The organism is Annamia dubia NIES-4383 (assembly GCF_055394725.1).
Genome location: NZ_AP025630.1, coordinates 3466362 through 3484008 on the forward strand (window position 1 = coordinate 3466362; position 17647 = coordinate 3484008).

The following is a 17647-nucleotide window of genomic DNA, read 5'->3' on the forward strand; positions in this document are numbered from 1 at the left end:
CGGCTATCTAAACTAAGTCTGCTTTCGCAGACTTAGATCAAGCCTGTGAAGACAGGCTTTGTTTGTGTACCAGAAGGCTTTAGCCTGATGAAATGATTTATTTAGCGATCAATACAGTTACAATAGATGATTATTGTAAGTTTAAAAAATATAATCTATGACAACTGCAACACCTATAAAAACTAAGTATGAAGCCGTGATCGGCTTGGAAACTCACTGTCAACTTAATACTAAAAGTAAAATTTTCTGTAACTGTTCCACTTCTTTTGATAGCCCCCCCAATACTAATGTTTGCCCCGTCTGTCTGGGCTATCCGGGGGTTTTACCCGTTTTAAATCAAGAAGTTTTAAATAGTGCCATTAAAATGGGGTTGGCTCTTGATGCGAAAATCGCCTCCTATAGTAAGTTTGATCGTAAACAATATTTTTATCCTGATTTACCGAAAAACTATCAAATTTCTCAGTATGATTTACCAATTGTTGAACATGGTTCATTAGAAATTGAGGTTATTAATCCGAAAACTCAAAAATCTTATCAGAAAAAAATCGGTATTACTCGTTTACATATTGAGGAAGATGCGGGAAAATTAGTTCATGGTGGAAGCGATCGCCTTGCAGGTTCTACCCATTCCAATGTGGATTTTAACCGCACGGGCATTCCTTTATTAGAAATTGTCTCAGAACCGGACATCAGAACGGGTCAAGAAGCCTCAGAATATGCTCAGGAATTACGCCGGATTGTGAGATATTTAGGCGTGGGTGATGGGAATATGCAGGAAGGCTCTTTGCGTTGTGATGTGAATATTTCCGTGCGTCCCGTTGGTCAAAAAGAATTTGGTACAAAGGTAGAAATTAAGAATATGAACTCTTTTAGTGCCATTCAAAAAGCGATTGATTATGAAATTGAACGTCAAATCGAGGCGATCGAAAACGGGGAAAAAATTATTCAAGAAACTCGTCTTTGGGAAGAAGGCAGTCAACAAACCGTTAGTATGCGATCGAAAGAGGGATCCAGCGACTATCGTTATTTCCCTGAACCCGATTTACCCCCAATGGAGGTTAATGAGGCAAAACTAGAGGCTCTTAAACCTGATATTCCTGAACTTCCCGCCCGAAAACGTCACCGTTACGAGGAAGAATTAAGTTTATCCGCTTATGATGCAAGGGTTTTAAGCGATGATCGGGCTGTGGCTGAATATTTTGAGGGAGTGATCGCCCACAATGTTAATATTAAATTAGCCGCTAACTGGATTACACAAGACTTGGCCGCCTATCTTAATAATAATAATTTAGAAATTAAAGATTTGTTATTAAATCCTGACAATTTAGCCGAATTAATTGAATTAATTGAAAAAGGCACGATTAGCGGAAAAATCGCCAAGGAAATTTTACCTGAGTTATTGGAGAAAGGGGGATCGCCGAAAAAATTAGTGGAAAGTAAGGGCATGACCCAAATTTCTGATACAGGTGAACTAGAAAAAATCATTGATCAAATTATTGCCAGTCACCCCAGTGAAGTTGAAAAGTATAAGAGTGGAAAAACTAATCTTAAGGGCTTCTTTGTGGGGCAGGTGATGAAAAAGACTTCAGGCAGGGCAGATCCGAAATTAACCAATCAGTTAGTTAGCAAAAAATTAGATAGTTAACAGGGTAAATCTGAGAAATTGTTACAAAAATTTACAAAAAAAACATCAATGGGGGGTGACACCCCCCACCACTATGTGCTAACTTAATGTTAAGTAGATGCACCCTGATGATTGGGGGAGTTGCAATGGGTAACTCCTCTATTTTGTTTTTTTGTGATTCTTGATCGGGTGATAATGGGTTAATAATGCTAGGAATTAAAATTTTAAAAGTGGAAAATTTGACTGAATCATAATCTAATTTAACCATTGTAATATATTTCTAATTGCTAGGATAATTACTGTTACTAAAAAAATTCTTCTTAACCAAAGATTACTTAATTTGATGGCAAATTTTGCCCCTAACATGGCACTAAAAAACATGGTAATTCCTAATATTATTCCTAAGCTATAATCTACTAATCCTTGACTCATAAAAATTAAGGTAGCGATTAAAGATGAAAAAATATTTAATAGTTTAGTAATGGCCACTGCTTCTAAAAAGGTCATATTAAAAAAGCCGATATAAGATGCGGTTAAAGTGGTGACATAACCTCCACTAAAAAATCCTCCATAAATACCTAATAAAAATGTTAATAAATAACCAATTTTTTTGGCGATCGCTGATGGTTTTTCCTTTTTTTCAAGGCCTTTTTTACTATTAAAAACGCTAAAAATTGTAATGGCGATCATGGCGATAGAAATTAATAAAGGCATGGTTTGAGATGGAATAATTATTACTAACAATGCCCCAAAAATTGAGCCAATTACTGTTAAAATTGATAAAAAGGGTAAATCTGCTCTTTTATAAGTATCTCCTTTTAAAAAGGGAATTGTTGCGCCGATACTCATAAAAATTAAGGCGAACATATTAGTGGCGATGGCCTCGGCCGGTTTAATATTAAACTCAAGCATCATGGGAACAGTAATTAAAGAATTACTGCCCGTCACCACACCGATAAAACTGGTAATAGCAAAGATCAAGATTAAAAGAATTAATTGATTAATAGTCATTAATTGAGGGAATAGGAATATAGTGAAGCCTAAACCCTAAAGGGTTAGGCTATATAAACAAAGTCTGCGTGCGCAGACTAAAACACAGCCTGTGCAGACAGGCTTTGTTTCTGTAGCATAAGGCTTTAGCCTTAATGAAATCATCTGAAAAATTTTTGATTTTTGAAAATAATTACAGGATAGGATAGCGAATAAGTAACAAAATTTGATAGTCTATCCTAATAACTTTTAGACAAAAGAGTAAATTTAAAGTGGATATTATTATTGGACGTGGAAAAAAAGCTCGTCGAGCTTATGGTATTGATGAGATCGCCTTAGTTCCGGGCGGACGTACTTTAGATCCTGATCTAGCTGATACAACTTGGACGATCGGCGGTATTAGTCGGGAAATACCTATTCTAGCTAGTGCGATGGATGGGGTGGTAGATGTGAAAATGGCTACTTTACTGTCAAACTTGGGCGCGATCGGGGTGTTAAATTTAGAGGGTATTCAAACTCGTTATGAAGATCCCAATCCCATCTTAGATCGGATTGCTTCTGTGGGAAAATCTGAATTTGTGGGTTTAATGCAGGAACTTTACGCCGAGCCAATTAAACCTGAGTTAATCAAAAAGCGGATCTGGGAAATTAAAGAACAGGGAGGCATTGCGGCCGTTAGTTTAACTCCCCTTGGGGCGGTTAGATATGGAGCGGTGGTAGCTGAGGCTCAAGCTGATTTATTATTCATTCAAGCTACGGTAGTTTCCACTGATCACCTTTCTCCTGAAGGTATTACTCCTCTTGATCTAGTTAAATTATGTCAAGAGATGCCCATGCCTGTTATTTTAGGTAATTGTGTTACCTACGATGTGGCCTATAATCTGATGAAGGCCGGTGCGGCCGCTGTTTTAGTGGGGATCGGGCCAGGTGCGGCCTGTACTTCCAGAGGTGTTCTGGGTGTAGGTGTACCCCAACCCACTGCGATCGCTGACTGTGCCGCCGCGCGTGATGATTTTCACAAGGAAACTGGTAAATATGTTCCAATTGTGGCCGATGGTGGGATCATCACGGGGGGAGATATTTGTAAATCGATCGCCTGTGGTGCAGATGCGGTGATGATCGGCTCACCCATAGCCAGAGCGGCGGAAGCTCCTGGCCGAGGTTTTCATTGGGGTATGGCTACTCCTAGCCCTGTTTTGCCAAGGGGAACACGCATTAACGTGGGTACAACTGGCACGATCCAAGAAATTTTACGAGGCCCGGCAAAATTAGATGATGGTACACATAATCTATTGGGGGCTTTAAAAACCAGTATGGGAACATTAGGAGCGAAAAACTTAAAAGAAATGCAAAATATTGAAGTGGTGATCGCTCCCTCTCTGTTAACGGAAGGTAAAGTTTATCAAAAAGCTCAACAGTTGGGTATGGGTAAATAAACACTTACCAGTAAAAGTCGGAGATTGAATAAATCCCCGACTTTTGATTTTACTTATTTATTAATAATAATTTTTAATTTTTCAATATTCCAAAAAGCACCCTCTAAAGCAGAATATTGTATCCCTTCAATTTTATTTCTGGCCGCATATAAAGAATAGGGATTAACTAAATAAATAAAAGGCAATTGTTCATTAACAATTTCTTGAAATTGATCATATATTTCTTTTCTTTTTGTTTGATTTAATTCCCTTGCCCCTTCTATTTGTAGCTTTTCAATTGCTTTTTCCCAGTCAGCAATTTGACGATCGCTTAAGTCTTTTTTCCTTTGATTAAACATATGAAGTTCCCCATCGGTAAACCAAATATTAGGGGAGTGGGGTTCATTATCACCTGTTAAACCAAGTAAAAAACATTCCCAATCTAAAGTATTATCAAGTTTTTCTACTAATAAATTAAAATCAATGGGCGTAAAATTAATTTTAATCCCAATTTTACTTAAATCTTCTTTAATTTGTGAACCCATTGCTTCTCTAATTCTATTACCTGCATTAGTAATTAAATTAAAACTAACTTCATTACCTTGATCATCAATTAATTGCCCTGTTTGAGTATAGGAAAAACCCGATTTTAATAATAATTCTTTTGCTTTTTCTGGATTATATTCATAACCTTTAATCTTTTGATTAAAATAGGGAGATTGCACCGAAACCGGAGAAAGTTGAGGCGAACCTAAGCCCCTAAAAATATTATTAATCATCCTTTGCCGATCGATCCCATAAGCCACAGCTTTTCTAAAATTAACATTATTAAACCAACGGGATTTATAAGGTTCAACTAATGGTTTTCCGTCCCTTTTTCCTGTGTTTAAATTAAAAGCAATAAATTGAGTTCCGTAAGATGGGCCTCCATTATAAATGGTAAAATTACCCCGTTGGGATTCTTTTTTTAATAAAGAAAAATATTCAGGAGTAATACCAATTCCATCTAAACTACCAGAGCGAAATTGTAATAAAGAAGTTTCCGTATTTTCCACAATTTGCCAGATAATTCGATCAATATAAGGAAGTTGATTTCCCTGTTGATCTTTTTGCCAATAATAGGGATTTTTCTGATAAATAACTCTTTGTCCTGTACTATAACTTTCTAGTTTATAAGCCCCGTTAACTACTAATTGATCTGGGGGTGTATCTATTCCCCAAGTTGATAAAAATTTAAGTTTTCCTTTACTATCTTTGACTAATGTTTTCTCTAAAATATGTTTAGGTAAAATTGCCTGTTGGGTACTATCTAAAAAAGGAGCAAAAGGCTCAGAAATTGTAAATTTTACCTGTTGTTCATTCACTTTTTGAACAATGGGAAATTTTCCTTCTTTTCCTATTCTAAAATAATCCCTAACATTAGAGGGAATTTCCTCATTAAAAACCAAATTATTATAGGTAAATACCACATCATCTACGGTTAAAGGTTGACCATCAGACCATTTTAAATTATCTCTTAAAGTGAATAAAATTTCTAAACCATTATCTGAAATTTCCCAACTTTTAGCTAATCTTGGCTCAGTTTTTCCAGTGATTGAATTTTTGGAAACTAAACCTTCATAAGTTAACCCAAAAATATTAGGTGATTCTTTTGATAAAAGAGCATTAAATGTTTTCGGATCACCAATTACACTGGTAACAATTTGATTATTTGTTTGCCCATTATTTTGATTAATTAATGAGCTACAACCTGATAAAATAAAGCTTTGAATACAAATTAAGATAATTAAAATTAAACGAAACATTTTAATAATTAAAACTTTTAATAAATTTTAATAAATTAGTTATTTGTCATTGATCATTTGTGATTGTTTATTTATTAATGGTTATTGGAAATTAACCATTAAAATTTAAAAATAAGTTCCACTACAGGAGCGGGAATCATTTGACCTCTTGAGTCTAAAAGGGCGACTAAAATTAAATAGGCTACGGCAATAATAATTGAAATTGCTCCGGTAATAATTGCGACAAATTTTCCTCTATCCATAATATAAAAAATAAGATTTGTGACTTGATTAAGTATAATAAATTATTGCGGTAATACAAGTATTTTTTTGAAAAATTCAAGAAACCAGTATTACTTATTTTTGTTGAGCTTGAGTTAATTTTGCTTCAAAATCTTCTAAACTTAAAGCCCCAGAAAATAACTCACCATTTAATACAAAAGTGGGAGTTCCTGATAATTCTAATTGACTGGCAAGTTGAACATCTTGATCAATTGCTGATTGGGCATTATTTGAATTTCTATCATTATTAAATCGCTCTAAATTTAAGTTTAAAGATTGGGCAATTTCTGTATATAAATCTTCACCTAATCTATTTTGATTAGCAAATAAAGCATCATTATATTCCCACAATTTTCCTTGTTTCATCGCCGCCCAACTTGCTTTAGCCGCAGGAGTGGCATTAGGATGTATTTGAGTTAAGGGTAAATGTTTATAAACTAAACGAATTTCACTGCTATGTTTATCCATAAATTGTTTAAGAGTAACGGCCGCTCTTGCACAATAGGGACATTGAAAATCGGAAAATTCAAACATTACTAATTTAGCAGAAGATGAACCTAAAACTGGTGAATCTTTGATCAAAGATTGGGGATCATTTTTCATTTGATCTAATAAAGATTGTCTTTTTTGTTCTTGTTCTTGTTCTTGTCTTTCCTGATAAGCTTGTACCGATTCTAAGATAACTTGTGGATTATTTCTAATAATTTGTAATACTTGAGCTTCTAAATTTTGATCTATTTCAACGGCAGTTTGGGTATCAGCTTTTGATAAAAAAGAACAACTAAAAAACGAAAAAGTAATTAAAAGTATCCCCATAAGTTTAATTATTTTTTTTCCCGAACGTGAGAAGACAATATTAATTGATTTTAGCAATTTATTCATATTATTTGTTATTGGTTATTTGTAAATTCGGTAACTATAATTAAGTATTAAAATTAACTATTAATTAATTTAGGAGGGATCTTACCCATCTTTCTTTTAATTATGCCTACCGACTAATATTAACAATAAATTAAGAAATAAAAGCAAAATCTTGACAAAACTCAGCCAAAGATAAAAGCTTTATTCTGTGATGATTTTTAGCAAAATTTCTCATTGATTCTGTATTATAACCCCAATCAGCTAAAAATAAAGAAACTTTTTCTAAATCTTCTTGTTTTTCAATTAATTCTAAGGTATCTAAACGATCTTCAATAAAATAAATTTCAGCCGGATCAATGTTTTCTTCTTCAATTATTAATCTTAATGTTTCAGATTTTGGTCTTTTACATTCTTTTCCAATTAAATATTTGTCTTTTAATTTAAGCTTAAATTTTGCTAAAATCTGTTTAATAAATCTTCCTTCTTTCGTTGAAATAATATATAATAATATTTCAGAATTTAAAATATTTTGTAATGTTTCAACTATTCCTTGATATGACGTTTGAATAGATAACCAATCATCTAAATTATGATTAGTCCATTCATCCCTAACTTGATCTAAAATTTTAATTAAATTTTGAGGATTTATGTTTTCTAATTTAACAATTTTATCCCTAATTATTAACCAATGATCCAATATTTCAAGAGGAGAATAATTTAAAATTAAAGCCCTCAATAAAACAGGCATTTCCCAACCATATTCAATTACTGGGCGTAGTTGATAAAAATATTCTCTTAATTTTTGATCGGGAATTTCTGACCAAATTTTTTGATAACATTTTTGACTACTTTGGAAATATTCCTCTAGGCCATTACAAATTACTCCATCAAAATCTAACGCTAAAATTTTCGGTTTTATCATAATATTTTTATTTATTTGAATCAATAGATTTTAAATATAATTAATGATCTATTATAAATTATCAATTGTAATTTATCAATTAATAATCTTACCAGATTGATCAATAATTTGCCATGTTTTAGTAAAAGGAATTTTAGCTAACCATTTATTAATTTTAACCCTAGCTTGACCTTTTTTAAAATTTTCTACTTGATCAAATTGAGGCTCAATAACTATTTTTCCTTTTTGATTAATATAGCCGTATTTTTTATTGATTTTAACATAAGCTAACCCCTCAGAAAATAAACCTACTTCTTCAAATTGTGGTTTAATAATAATTTGACCTTTTTTATTAATAAAACCCCATTGATTTTCCCTCTTTATTCCCGCCAAACCTTCCCCAAAATCTAAAACATGATCAAACTGAGGTTTTATCATTATTTCTCCTTTAGTATTAATGTATCCCCACTGACTAAAAATAGGTAAAAAATTAATAAATTTTTTAATAGTTTTTACCCTTGCTAAACCTTCTTTAAAATTTCCTGCTTGAGCAAAATTAAGGGGTATTACTATTATCCCATCTTGATTAAGATAACCATATTTATTATTAAGTTTAACCCTTGCCAAACCTTCAGAAAATTCACTAATTTCATCAAATAATAAACTAATAATTTCACCTTGATTATTAATATAACCGACTTGTTTATTAACGGTTACTTTCGCTAAATTTTCTTTAATTAGAATAATATGATCAAATTGTAAACTAACAGTTTCACCTTGACTATTAATATAAAAATATTTATGCTCTAATTTTACCAAAGTTTTCCCGTTTTTAAAATCATTTGTTTCCGTAAATTGAGCATTAATAATTATTTTCCCCGTTTGATCAATATAGCCCCATAAATTATTAATTTTGATTCTTGCTTTCCCTTCAGAAAAATTACCAATTTCCTCAAATTGAGGTTTAATTATAATTTGATTTTTTTGATTAATAAAACCCCATAAATTATTGATTTTAACCCCTGCTAATTTTTCGTGAAAATTTCTAGCTTCTTGATATTGAGGTATGATAATTAAACCATAATTTTGATTAAGATAACCGTAAAGTTGATTAACTTTAATAACCGCTAATTTTTCCCTAAAATTAATAGTTTTTTGATTAATTTTAGCAATAGTTTTGCCCTGTGGATTAATAAAAAATACCTGATTATTTTGCTCTACCCATGCCATCTTATTTAAAAATGATTTAACAAGGAAAAATTGAGGCGGTATAACTAAAATTCCCTGTGTATTAATATAACCATATTGATCACCAATTTTAACACCAGCTAAACCTTCAGAAAAATTAAGGGCATCATCAAATTGAATAGGAATAATTAATTTACCATTTAGGTTAATAAAACCCCATTTTTGATTAATTTTCACGGGGGCTAAATTTTCCGTAAAATCTTTAATTTCATCAAAATTAACGGGTATAAAAATTTGTCTATCTTGATTAATAAAACCATATTTATTATTAATTTTAACCTTGGCCATGCCTCTTTTAAAAGGAAAAATCTTGTCAAATTTTGGAGGAATTACTAATTTACCTTCTAAATTAATAAATCCCCATTGATTCCCAATTTTAACCGGAGCAAAATTATCTTTAAAAGGTTTAACTTCATCAAATAAAGTAATAGTAACTACTTGCCCTAAACTATCTTGAAAACCCCATTTATTACCTAGTTGAATTTCTTTTAAAGGATAGGCTATTTTTTGATGATTAATGAAGTTATTTTTTTGACTTTTAACTTGTTTTGGTGGTATAATATAAACCGTAGATTTAAGATTAGTTAAATCCGCTAAAATCTGATTAGCTGATTGATAACGATATTGCGTACCCATTACGATCATTTTATTTAAAATTTTAATTAAATCTTGATTAATGGGAGCGGTTAAATAATCTTGCCAAGCCCATTGATGACTACTAATATCAAATAATTCAAATGGCTCAATATTAGTTAATAAATGTAAACAACTTACCCCTAAACTATATAAATCACTACTAAAAATTGCTTTACCTAAACTCTGTTCAGGTGCTACATATTGAGGTGTGCCGATCATAGTTCCAGTTTTAAATAAAGCTGTACCTTTTGCCAATTTAGCCGCACCAAAATCTACTAAAAAATGTTGATTTAAAGCCCTAATTTCTTCAGTATTTTCTTTAAGTTTAATTTGATTAATACTTTTGACTGAATTAATAATATTTTCGGGTTTAATATCTCGATGAATCACATAATGATCATGGATAAATTGAATCACTGGGAGTAAATCTTTAAGTAAATAAATAATTTCAAAATCATCAAAACTACCATTTTTATTTAAAATTTGCTTTAAATTTTTTCCCTCGATATATTCTTGAATTAAATACAATTGTTGATCCTGTTCAAAATAGGCCAAAAGTTCAGGAATTTGTGAATGTTTACCCAATTTATCTAATTGTAACCCTTCTTGATCAAATAATTCTTTAGCCTTAGTTAAATTAACCTGATCATTAATTGGAATTAATTGTTTAATCACACAAAAAGGTTGAGAAGGTAAGTCTTGATCTATAGCCAAAAATGTTTGCCCAAACCCACCTTGACCAATTTTTTTTAAACTACGATAGCGATTTTTTAATAATAGTTTACTTCCGCAATTTTGACAAATTTCGGCTTGATCTTGATTCTCTCTTTGAGTACAATTGATATTTAAACAATAACTCATAAATAATTGATAATGGATAATAGATAATTGACAATTAACTGATACTTAATAAATGACTAATGACCAATGAATAATAATGAAAAAAAATCAAGTTAAAAATAAAAATTTACCTATTTGGTTAGGAATAGATCCGGGTTTAGCGATCATAGGATGGGCAATTTTAAAAGGTGATGAATCTAGTAATCCTATTTTAATAGATTATGGTATTATTGAAACAAGTAAAAAACTTTCAACCCCAGAAAGACTATTAGAAATTGAAACAGATTTAGTAGAACTAATTAAAGAATTTAAACCCCAACATATTGCGATAGAAATGCCATTTTTTGGCCGACAAATTAAAGCGGCCGGTGGTGTATTACAAGCGGTTGGTATTATTAATTTAGTTTGTTATCGTGAAGCTAAAATTATTCCTTTTCAACTTCATCAGTCTAGTTGGAAAGCTCATTTAGGAAATGGCAAAGCTACTAAAAATGAAGTCGCCCATGTCTTAGAAAAATTATTTAATTTATCACATTTACCCATTGATGATAGTGTTGATGCTATTGGTATTGGTTATGCAGGTTTATGTGGTCTTAGAAATGATATTAAATAGTTATTATGGTAATTATGTTAACTCAATTACTTCAATTTATTGAAACTATATGTTATAATTTTTATGCTCAGAAATTATTTTGCTAAAACATTATTTTGCCGATCATGAAACAAGGAATTACAGACTATCATTCAAATTCATCACCGTTAAACAATCAACTCAACTTAATTCAAATTAATCAAGAATTTGAACAAGCTCAGGCAAGAGATATTATAAAATGGGCTAAAGATTATTTTGGGGATGGTTTGGTGATGAGTACGAGTTTCGGTATTCAGTCGGCGGTGATGTTACATTTAGCCACTCAAATTATTCCTGATTTACCGATTATTTGGATTGATACGGGATATTTACCAGCCGAAACCTACAAATTTGCACAACAATTAACTGAGCGTTTAAAATTAAATTTAAAAATTTATCAATCTCCCATCAGTGCGGCTCGAATGGAAGCCCTTTATGGTAGACTCTGGGAAAAAGATGATGTAGAAGCCTTTAATCTTTATGATCAAATCCGTAAAGTTGAACCGATGCAACGGGCTTTACAAGAATTAAATGCTAGCGCATGGTTGGCAGGTTTGCGCAGTAATCAAACCAATTTTCGTAAAACTTTAGATTTTGTGACTAAAACGAATGATCGCTATAAAATTCATCCTATTTTACACTGGACATCCAGAGATATTTATAACTATTTAAGTCATTTTCAGCTACCCTATCATCCCTATTTTGATTTAGGTTATGTAACGGTGGGAGACTGGCATTCCAGTCGCCCCTTAATGGCCACGGATGAAAACGAAAGAGATACCCGTTTTCGTGGCTTAAAACAAGAATGTGGCCTTCATCTGCCCCAAAGTGCAGAAGAATCTCAAAGCTTAGATTCTAGCTCACTTTAACCTCTGAAAACCACTGTATCTTGACCTGAAAAAAATGACATCCCCTTTCGAGATGTCATTTTTTTGCTTTGATGATGAGAATTTAATTAATAATTAATTCTCTCCACCTTCGCCACCTTCATCCCCATCTTCAGTTTCCTCGCTATCTTCAGCTTCGGGGCTGGTGGTAGCTTCAGGGGCTGGTGCGGTTGTTTCAGTGGGTGCGGTTGTTTCAGTAGGAGTAGTGGCTTCAGGTGCGGGAGTTTCAGCACCTTTGTTACAAGCCCCCAAAGGAGCGACTAAACTCACTAATAAAGCCAAACCCAGAGACTTTTGAACAATAGATTTTTTTGTCATCTTTAAATTGTTAATTATTGTTTTAGTAAAAAATTGTTTAGTCTAAAACAACTATCTTAATTCCCAGGTGCAGGTGTAGTTTCAGTAGGAGCAGGAGTTTCTCCACCACCGCCACCACCTTGGTTACAAGCGGCTAAAGGAGTGATTAAACCAACTAATAAAGCTAAACCGATTAATTTTTGTGCAATAGATTTATTGGACATTTTTTTGATTCCTTTTTAAGAGTACATCTTAATTAATTTTTTATTTAAACAATACTTTACCATTTTTTCCAAAAATGATCTATCTATAAAACTTATTTAAGCAAATTGGCTTAATTTTTAGGATAGACTAGGTAATTGTACTTGATTAATCTACTTTCTAACCATTTTATGATTTTGACGATCGATGATTTTTTGACAAAAGATGAATTAGATTTTATTATCACTCATCTTAATTTCAATGATTTTATCACTGGCAAAAGTACGGCCGGATGGTACGCCAAACAAGTAAAAGACAATACCCAACTAGATAAAAATGTTAATTATTATCAAACCTTAACTGATGTGATCCATCAAGCTTTCAATCGCAATACGTTATTTAATCTGGCCTGTTACCCAAAAACCATTCACAATCTACTTTTCAGCCGTTACACCCAAGGGATGTCCTATCAAACCCATACGGATAATGCTTTAATGGGCTTAAGTGGTGCCAAACATCGTTCTGATATTTCCTTTACTTTATTTCTCAATTCACCTGATGATTATGAAGGTGGGGAGTTAGTGATTGAATTATTACAGGAGGAAAAACATTTTAAGTTAAATGAGCGATCGCTAATCATTTACCCTTCAACTACCTTACATCGTGTGGAAACCGTGACTTGTGGAGAGCGTTTAGCCACTGTAGGTTGGATTGAAAGTTGGATTAAAGATAGTTCTCATCGAGAAATTTTATTAGATCTTGATACCGTTAGACGTTCAATTTTTGCCAAAGAAGGAAAATCAACCGAGTTTGATTTACTTTGTAAAACCCACTCTAATTTAATCCGTCTTTGGTCTTAGATTTAGTAATTATTCAGTGGACAATGGACAGTTGACAATAACTTTTTTAATTATCAATTATCCATTGTCCGTTATCAATTATCTTTATCTTGACGCAATTTGAGACAAACTCGCATTACTATAATAATGGCCTAAAATCTGTTGATAATTAAGGCCTTGTTGTGCCAAAGACTCCGCCCCCCACTGACTTAAACCGATCCCATGGCCAAAACCCTTCCCATAAATCTGAAATGAGCCATTACCAAGGGATGAAACCGAGATCAGGGTACTTTTTAAGTTTAAAGCTTTGCGTAAATTTTCCCCACTGATCCGCTTTGTGCCTCCTGTGCCTGTCACTCTCATGGTGATCACCCGCCCTTGGGGAGTAGTGCGCTCCGGTGTCATTGAGGTAATATTGCCTACCCCTCCAATTAAACCACTTAATTCTTGTGAACTAAAACTTTTTGTCCATTGATACACAGGTGAGCTTTGATCATAGTCTACCACCCCCCTTAGATAGGGTAAACGACTACTCCAAACATCTTCCACATTTTCCGTATGGCCTCCCGATGATGAATGGAAAACCGCTAAGATCGTTTGTCCATTATAGGTCATCACCTGCGCATTGGTTTCTTGTACCGCTTGTAGCGTTGAGGTATATTCACTATCTAAGCCTTTATAAACTTGAGTAGCGGTGGTAGTATCCACATCATAATTTGGATTATTACTTTGCGATCGCTTATATAAAGCATAAGTTCTAGCGGCCACGGCTTGAGCTTTTAAAGCTTCAAGAGGCCACTGTGCATAGGCTTCCGCTCCTACCACACTATAAAGATATTCTTCTAAGTCCACATAGTTAACGGCGGTTATTTGTCCACCTTGATTAATTAATTTAGTATCTCCACGATACCAGCGATCTGCGATCCAAATATAACCATTATCCCTCGGCTCAATATAAAGAGAACTAGCTCTTAAATTACCGATTGTAATTTGATTAGCGCTTTTTTGAGCATTAAAACCATTCATAGCGGTTATTTCACCTAAAACTCGTCCTGAGCCATCTTTAACAACGGCGGGAGTGGAGCTACCAACGATTAAATTATTAACATTTCTTTTGATCGCTACACGCATTTCCACTCCCGCATTAGCCGTAGTCATGGACAATAACCAGAATAACAAAGAAAGAGATCCGGCACGTTGGACGAGTTTAAATAGTGATGAGATCAAGTTTTTATGTGAGAAGCGTTCTGATTTCATTGACAATCTTTTCCTAAAATTATTCAAAGTTCCTGATTTTAATATAAAGCTATCATAAGGAATGATAGCTTAAGACATGAATAAATTAAAAATTCTTTCTGAAAGTAGAGAATTGAAAATAGAGAAAATTGTTCCATTTTTCCCCGAAAAGTTTAACTTTTTTACTGTTAAGACGAAAATACAATTTCTAGCTCAATTTATTGCACTTGATCTGTTAATAGTGTGATCCTTAATTACTGATTTTTAATTGCCCATTGTGCTTGACGTAAAATTCCCCTTAACATTGCCACTTCATCATTAGTTAAATAACTGCGATTAAATAAACGTCTAAATTTTTGCATTTTAGCATGGGCTGTATGGGGAAAAAGATAACCAATTTCTAATAAAAAACTTTCTAAATTTTGATAATATCCTTCTAATTGTTCAAGATCTGCTAATCTTTCTGAAGGTAAATTATCATTAAAATTTTGATGATTTAAACTAAGTTGGTATAACTCATAAACGCAAACCGTTACCGCTTGGGCTAAATTTAAAGATGAGTATTCTGAGCTAGTAGGAATACTCACAAATCTTTGGGCATGACTCAATTCTTCATTATTTAAGCCCCGATCTTCAGTCCCAAAAATTAAGGCTACGGGCTGATCATCTTCTAATAACCAAGGTAAGGCATTTTGGGGGGTTTCTAACTTCAGGGGAATACTACGGTTTCGAGAGGTAGTGGCGATCGCCTTATGACAACCTTTTAAAGCAGAAGTTAAACTCTCAAAACACTGTATTTTTTCTAAAATATCAACTCCATGAACCGCCATTTTACGAGCGTCTTCTGATAAATAATCACAATGGGGTTTAACTAAACTGAGTTGATTTAAGCCCATATTTTTCATGCTACGGGCTACCGAGCCAATATTTAAAGCTCCGGCCGGTTCTACTAAAATTATTTTAATATGGGATAATTTAGTCATTTGTTATTAAGTATTGGTGATTAAATTACTATCATTGAAAACTCGAATAAATGTTCCCTCACTGGGTAAATTATTTTTGATCATTCTTAAACTATTGCTATTAATTCTTTGATTAGAAATATTATTTTGACTAGCTAAAGTTAAAAATTCATCAACTGGAGAAAGGGGACAACTATCATTAGCGGCTGAGGTTTTATAATGGGTAGGAAAAACAATTTTAGGACGTATTTCTTTAATAATTTCTATTGCCTGTTGGGGTTGATAACCCTTCATATAACTATCATTATCTTCAGGGCTTCCTACGGGAATAAATAAAATATCAGGGTTATTAATAAAGATTTTTTCATTAATACCTATAGAAGCACCTGCACCCCCTAAATGAACTAATTTTAAATTGCTTTGAGTCCATATCCAAGCCACATTTGGCATATATTTTTTACCAATTCCATTATCAATATAATTGGGGTCATTTTCATGGGGAATTAAGATTCCATCAAAGTTTAAATTATTAATTTGATAAGCTCCGGGCTGAAATAAAATTTCTGGGCTATTGGGTAAATTTTCCGCCGCTCCTTCATCTAATAATTGACTACTAATTAATACTAAATCAGCGTTAGGTCTAGGGGCATTATATCTTTGGGTACAACCTAAAGGACGAAAGGGATTAATTAATATTTTTAAGCCATTTCCTGTTATTAAAAAACAGGTATGACCTAACCATTCTATTAACACTCCATTATTATTTGTTTGTGCTAATAAAGGCGTTTTATTTGAGGTAAAACTGGTGGCGATCGCTGTTAAAATTGCCGTACTTGTGTATTGTAAAACTTGTCTTCTTTTCATAATATAAAATAATTGATCTTTAATAGTGGGAAGTGGAAAGTGGGAAGTGGGAAGTTTATAGTTAACAAATAACAAATGACTAATTACTAATTGATAAAACAAAATTAGTTAATAAATTTTTACCCATATTGGTTAAAATACTTTCAGGATGAAATTGTACCCCTTGAATATGGGGATAAATCTTATGTTGTACCCCCATAATTGTACCATCTTCAACCCATGCAGTCACTTCTAAACTATCAGGAATAGACTCTTTTTCTATTACTAAACTATGATAACGAGTAGCAGTAAAAGGTGAAGGTAAATCTTTAAAAACGCCCTTATTATTGTGATAAACTTCAGAAGTTTTACCGTGCATTAAAACAGAAGCCCTAACAATATTTCCCCCGAAAACTTGACCGATACTTTGATGACCTAAACATACACCTAAAATGGGAAATTCTTGACCTAAATTTTTAATTAAATCTAAAGAAATTCCCGCATCATCAGGCGTTCCAGGGCCTGGTGAAATGACAATTCCATCAGGCTTTAATTGTTTAATTTCTTCTAAAGTAATTTTATCATTACGATAAACTAAAATATCTTTAGCAAGGGGATTATTGTGGCCAATTTCACCTAAATATTGAACTAAATTATAGGTAAAACTATCATAATTATCAATAACTAAAATCAAAATAAAATGCTCCTTTTCTATTAATAAATATTGTCAAATATTCGTAGTTATAATTAAATTCCATAAAGGAGGAAATAAAATTAAACTAGCGATAGCTAAAGAAATGAAAGCCGAAACTAAAACCGCACCGGCCGCACAATCTTTAGCAATTTTAGCTAATTCATGATAGGATTGTTTAACCGTTAAATCTACCACAGATTCTAAGGCAGTATTCAATAATTCTAAGGCTAAAACCACCGCACTCATGACTAGAATAATTGCGATTTCAACATGACTAAGATGGAGAAAAAGACTCAAACTAATTGCTAAAGTTCCAGCCATAATTTGAATCTTAAAATTACGCTGAGTTAAAAAAGCATATTTAATTCCTGCCCCTGCATATTGAAAACTAACTAATAAATTAGGGGCGATTTTCCAAGCTAAATTACGGTTAATTTTGTTTGGATTTGAAGTATTATTATTAACTGATTTCATTA

18 protein-coding genes are annotated in these 17647 nt (G+C 32.7%); 5 read left to right on the plus strand and 13 right to left on the minus strand.

Annotated features, from left to right (window positions below; translation table 11 throughout):
- Nucleotides 1-157 precede the first annotated feature (157 nt).
- The gene (gene gatB, locus Anndu_RS15500) at nucleotides 158-1645 is read left to right on the plus strand and encodes an Asp-tRNA(Asn)/Glu-tRNA(Gln) amidotransferase subunit GatB (RefSeq protein WP_464102051.1); all 1488 of its coding nucleotides are present in this window, start codon (nucleotides 158-160) and stop codon (nucleotides 1643-1645) included.
- A 234-nt stretch (nucleotides 1646-1879) separates the two neighbouring features.
- Here the strand turns inward: gatB and Anndu_RS15505 are convergent, their stop codons facing one another.
- Nucleotides 1880-2635: a sulfite exporter TauE/SafE family protein gene (locus tag Anndu_RS15505; protein ID WP_464102052.1), complete on the minus strand. Its 756-nt coding sequence runs from the start codon at nucleotides 2633-2635 to the stop codon at nucleotides 1880-1882.
- A 251-nt stretch (nucleotides 2636-2886) separates the two neighbouring features.
- Here Anndu_RS15505 and Anndu_RS15510 point away from each other — a divergent pair, with 251 nt between their 5' ends.
- Nucleotides 2887-4050 (plus strand): GuaB3 family IMP dehydrogenase-related protein, encoded by a 1164-nt coding sequence (locus Anndu_RS15510; protein ID WP_464102053.1) that lies wholly within the window; start codon nucleotides 2887-2889, stop codon nucleotides 4048-4050.
- A 53-nt stretch (nucleotides 4051-4103) separates the two neighbouring features.
- Here the strand turns inward: Anndu_RS15510 and Anndu_RS15515 are convergent, their stop codons facing one another.
- The 5 genes from Anndu_RS15515 to Anndu_RS15535 all read right to left on the minus strand — a co-directional run bounded on the left by Anndu_RS15515 (nucleotide 4104) and on the right by Anndu_RS15535 (nucleotide 10602).
- The gene (locus tag Anndu_RS15515; protein ID WP_464102054.1) at nucleotides 4104-5834 is read right to left on the minus strand and encodes an ABC transporter substrate-binding protein; all 1731 of its coding nucleotides are present in this window, start codon (nucleotides 5832-5834) and stop codon (nucleotides 4104-4106) included.
- A 98-nt stretch (nucleotides 5835-5932) separates the two neighbouring features.
- Nucleotides 5933-6076, minus strand: coding sequence for a hypothetical protein (locus tag Anndu_RS15520; protein ID WP_464102055.1), 144 nt, complete (start codon nucleotides 6074-6076; stop codon nucleotides 5933-5935).
- 94 nt (nucleotides 6077-6170) lie between these two features.
- On the minus strand, nucleotides 6171-6911 hold the full coding sequence (locus Anndu_RS15525) for a DsbA family protein (protein ID WP_464102056.1): 741 nt from the start codon (nucleotides 6909-6911) through the stop codon (nucleotides 6171-6173).
- A 196-nt stretch (nucleotides 6912-7107) separates the two neighbouring features.
- Nucleotides 7108-7878: an HAD family hydrolase gene (locus Anndu_RS15530; protein ID WP_464102057.1), complete on the minus strand. Its 771-nt coding sequence runs from the start codon at nucleotides 7876-7878 to the stop codon at nucleotides 7108-7110.
- Between the two features lie 75 nt (nucleotides 7879-7953).
- Nucleotides 7954-10602: a WG repeat-containing protein gene (locus Anndu_RS15535; RefSeq protein ID WP_464102058.1), complete on the minus strand. Its 2649-nt coding sequence runs from the start codon at nucleotides 10600-10602 to the stop codon at nucleotides 7954-7956.
- A 76-nt stretch (nucleotides 10603-10678) separates the two neighbouring features.
- Between Anndu_RS15535 and Anndu_RS15540 the strand changes: the two genes are divergently transcribed.
- Nucleotides 10679-11194, plus strand: a complete 516-nt coding sequence (locus Anndu_RS15540) for a crossover junction endodeoxyribonuclease RuvC (protein ID WP_464102059.1) — start codon at nucleotides 10679-10681, stop codon at nucleotides 11192-11194.
- Between the two features lie 104 nt (nucleotides 11195-11298).
- On the plus strand, nucleotides 11299-12081 hold the full coding sequence (locus Anndu_RS15545) for a phosphoadenylyl-sulfate reductase (RefSeq protein ID WP_464102060.1): 783 nt from the start codon (nucleotides 11299-11301) through the stop codon (nucleotides 12079-12081).
- A 93-nt stretch (nucleotides 12082-12174) separates the two neighbouring features.
- Here the strand turns inward: Anndu_RS15545 and Anndu_RS15550 are convergent, their stop codons facing one another.
- Nucleotides 12175-12417: a hypothetical protein gene (locus Anndu_RS15550; RefSeq protein ID WP_464102061.1), complete on the minus strand. Its 243-nt coding sequence runs from the start codon at nucleotides 12415-12417 to the stop codon at nucleotides 12175-12177.
- A gap of 56 nt (nucleotides 12418-12473) precedes the next feature.
- The gene (locus Anndu_RS15555) at nucleotides 12474-12620 is read right to left on the minus strand and encodes a hypothetical protein (protein WP_464102062.1); all 147 of its coding nucleotides are present in this window, start codon (nucleotides 12618-12620) and stop codon (nucleotides 12474-12476) included.
- 168 nt (nucleotides 12621-12788) lie between these two features.
- On the opposite strand from Anndu_RS15555, the gene Anndu_RS15560 reads away from it, so the two are divergent.
- Nucleotides 12789-13457, plus strand: coding sequence for a Fe2+-dependent dioxygenase (locus tag Anndu_RS15560; RefSeq protein WP_464104125.1), 669 nt, complete (start codon nucleotides 12789-12791; stop codon nucleotides 13455-13457).
- A gap of 84 nt (nucleotides 13458-13541) precedes the next feature.
- Here Anndu_RS15560 and Anndu_RS15565 read toward each other — a convergent pair whose 3' ends face one another.
- The 5 genes from Anndu_RS15565 to Anndu_RS15585 form a co-directional block, all read right to left on the minus strand.
- Complete coding sequence (locus Anndu_RS15565; protein WP_464102063.1) at nucleotides 13542-14693, minus strand: SpoIID/LytB domain-containing protein; 1152 nt, start codon at nucleotides 14691-14693, stop codon at nucleotides 13542-13544.
- Between the two features lie 233 nt (nucleotides 14694-14926).
- Complete coding sequence (locus Anndu_RS15570; protein WP_464102064.1) at nucleotides 14927-15655, minus strand: RNA methyltransferase; 729 nt, start codon at nucleotides 15653-15655, stop codon at nucleotides 14927-14929.
- A gap of 6 nt (nucleotides 15656-15661) precedes the next feature.
- A complete protein-coding gene (locus Anndu_RS15575; protein WP_464102065.1) occupies nucleotides 15662-16498 on the minus strand; it encodes an MBL fold metallo-hydrolase in 837 nt (278 codons plus the stop codon).
- Between the two features lie 79 nt (nucleotides 16499-16577).
- On the minus strand, nucleotides 16578-17171 hold the full coding sequence (locus Anndu_RS15580; protein ID WP_464102066.1) for an anthranilate synthase component II: 594 nt from the start codon (nucleotides 17169-17171) through the stop codon (nucleotides 16578-16580).
- A gap of 33 nt (nucleotides 17172-17204) precedes the next feature.
- Nucleotides 17205-17645: a diacylglycerol kinase family protein gene (locus Anndu_RS15585; protein WP_464102067.1), complete on the minus strand. Its 441-nt coding sequence runs from the start codon at nucleotides 17643-17645 to the stop codon at nucleotides 17205-17207.
- Between the last annotated feature and the right edge of the window lie 2 nt (nucleotides 17646-17647).

Excerpts from the sequence above, each read along its gene's own strand:
- Anndu_RS15570 (WP_464102064.1), bottom strand. The coding sequence starts at position 15,655 with ATGACTAAATTATCCCATATTAAAATAATTTTAGTAGAACCGGCCGGA.
- Anndu_RS15560 (WP_464104125.1), top strand. The coding sequence starts at position 12,789 with ATGATTTTGACGATCGATGATTTTTTGACAAAAGATGAATTAGATTTT.
- Anndu_RS15505 (WP_464102052.1), bottom strand. The coding sequence starts at position 2,635 with ATGACTATTAATCAATTAATTCTTTTAATCTTGATCTTTGCTATTACC.
- Anndu_RS15525 (WP_464102056.1), bottom strand. The coding sequence starts at position 6,911 with ATGGGGATACTTTTAATTACTTTTTCGTTTTTTAGTTGTTCTTTTTTA.
- Anndu_RS15530 (WP_464102057.1), bottom strand. The coding sequence starts at position 7,878 with ATGATAAAACCGAAAATTTTAGCGTTAGATTTTGATGGAGTAATTTGT.
- Anndu_RS15565 (WP_464102063.1), bottom strand. The coding sequence starts at position 14,693 with ATGAAATCAGAACGCTTCTCACATAAAAACTTGATCTCATCACTATTT.
- Anndu_RS15585 (WP_464102067.1), bottom strand. The coding sequence starts at position 17,645 with ATGAAATCAGTTAATAATAATACTTCAAATCCAAACAAAATTAACCGT.
- Anndu_RS15545 (WP_464102060.1), top strand. The coding sequence starts at position 11,299 with ATGAAACAAGGAATTACAGACTATCATTCAAATTCATCACCGTTAAAC.
- Anndu_RS15555 (WP_464102062.1), bottom strand. The coding sequence starts at position 12,620 with ATGTCCAATAAATCTATTGCACAAAAATTAATCGGTTTAGCTTTATTA.
- Anndu_RS15540 (WP_464102059.1), top strand. The coding sequence starts at position 10,679 with ATGAAAAAAAATCAAGTTAAAAATAAAAATTTACCTATTTGGTTAGGA.
- Anndu_RS15575 (WP_464102065.1), bottom strand. The coding sequence starts at position 16,498 with ATGAAAAGAAGACAAGTTTTACAATACACAAGTACGGCAATTTTAACA.
- gatB (WP_464102051.1), top strand. The coding sequence starts at position 158 with ATGACAACTGCAACACCTATAAAAACTAAGTATGAAGCCGTGATCGGC.
- Anndu_RS15515 (WP_464102054.1), bottom strand. The coding sequence starts at position 5,834 with ATGTTTCGTTTAATTTTAATTATCTTAATTTGTATTCAAAGCTTTATT.
- Anndu_RS15535 (WP_464102058.1), bottom strand. The coding sequence starts at position 10,602 with ATGAGTTATTGTTTAAATATCAATTGTACTCAAAGAGAGAATCAAGAT.
- Anndu_RS15550 (WP_464102061.1), bottom strand. The coding sequence starts at position 12,417 with ATGACAAAAAAATCTATTGTTCAAAAGTCTCTGGGTTTGGCTTTATTA.
- Anndu_RS15520 (WP_464102055.1), bottom strand. The coding sequence starts at position 6,076 with ATGGATAGAGGAAAATTTGTCGCAATTATTACCGGAGCAATTTCAATT.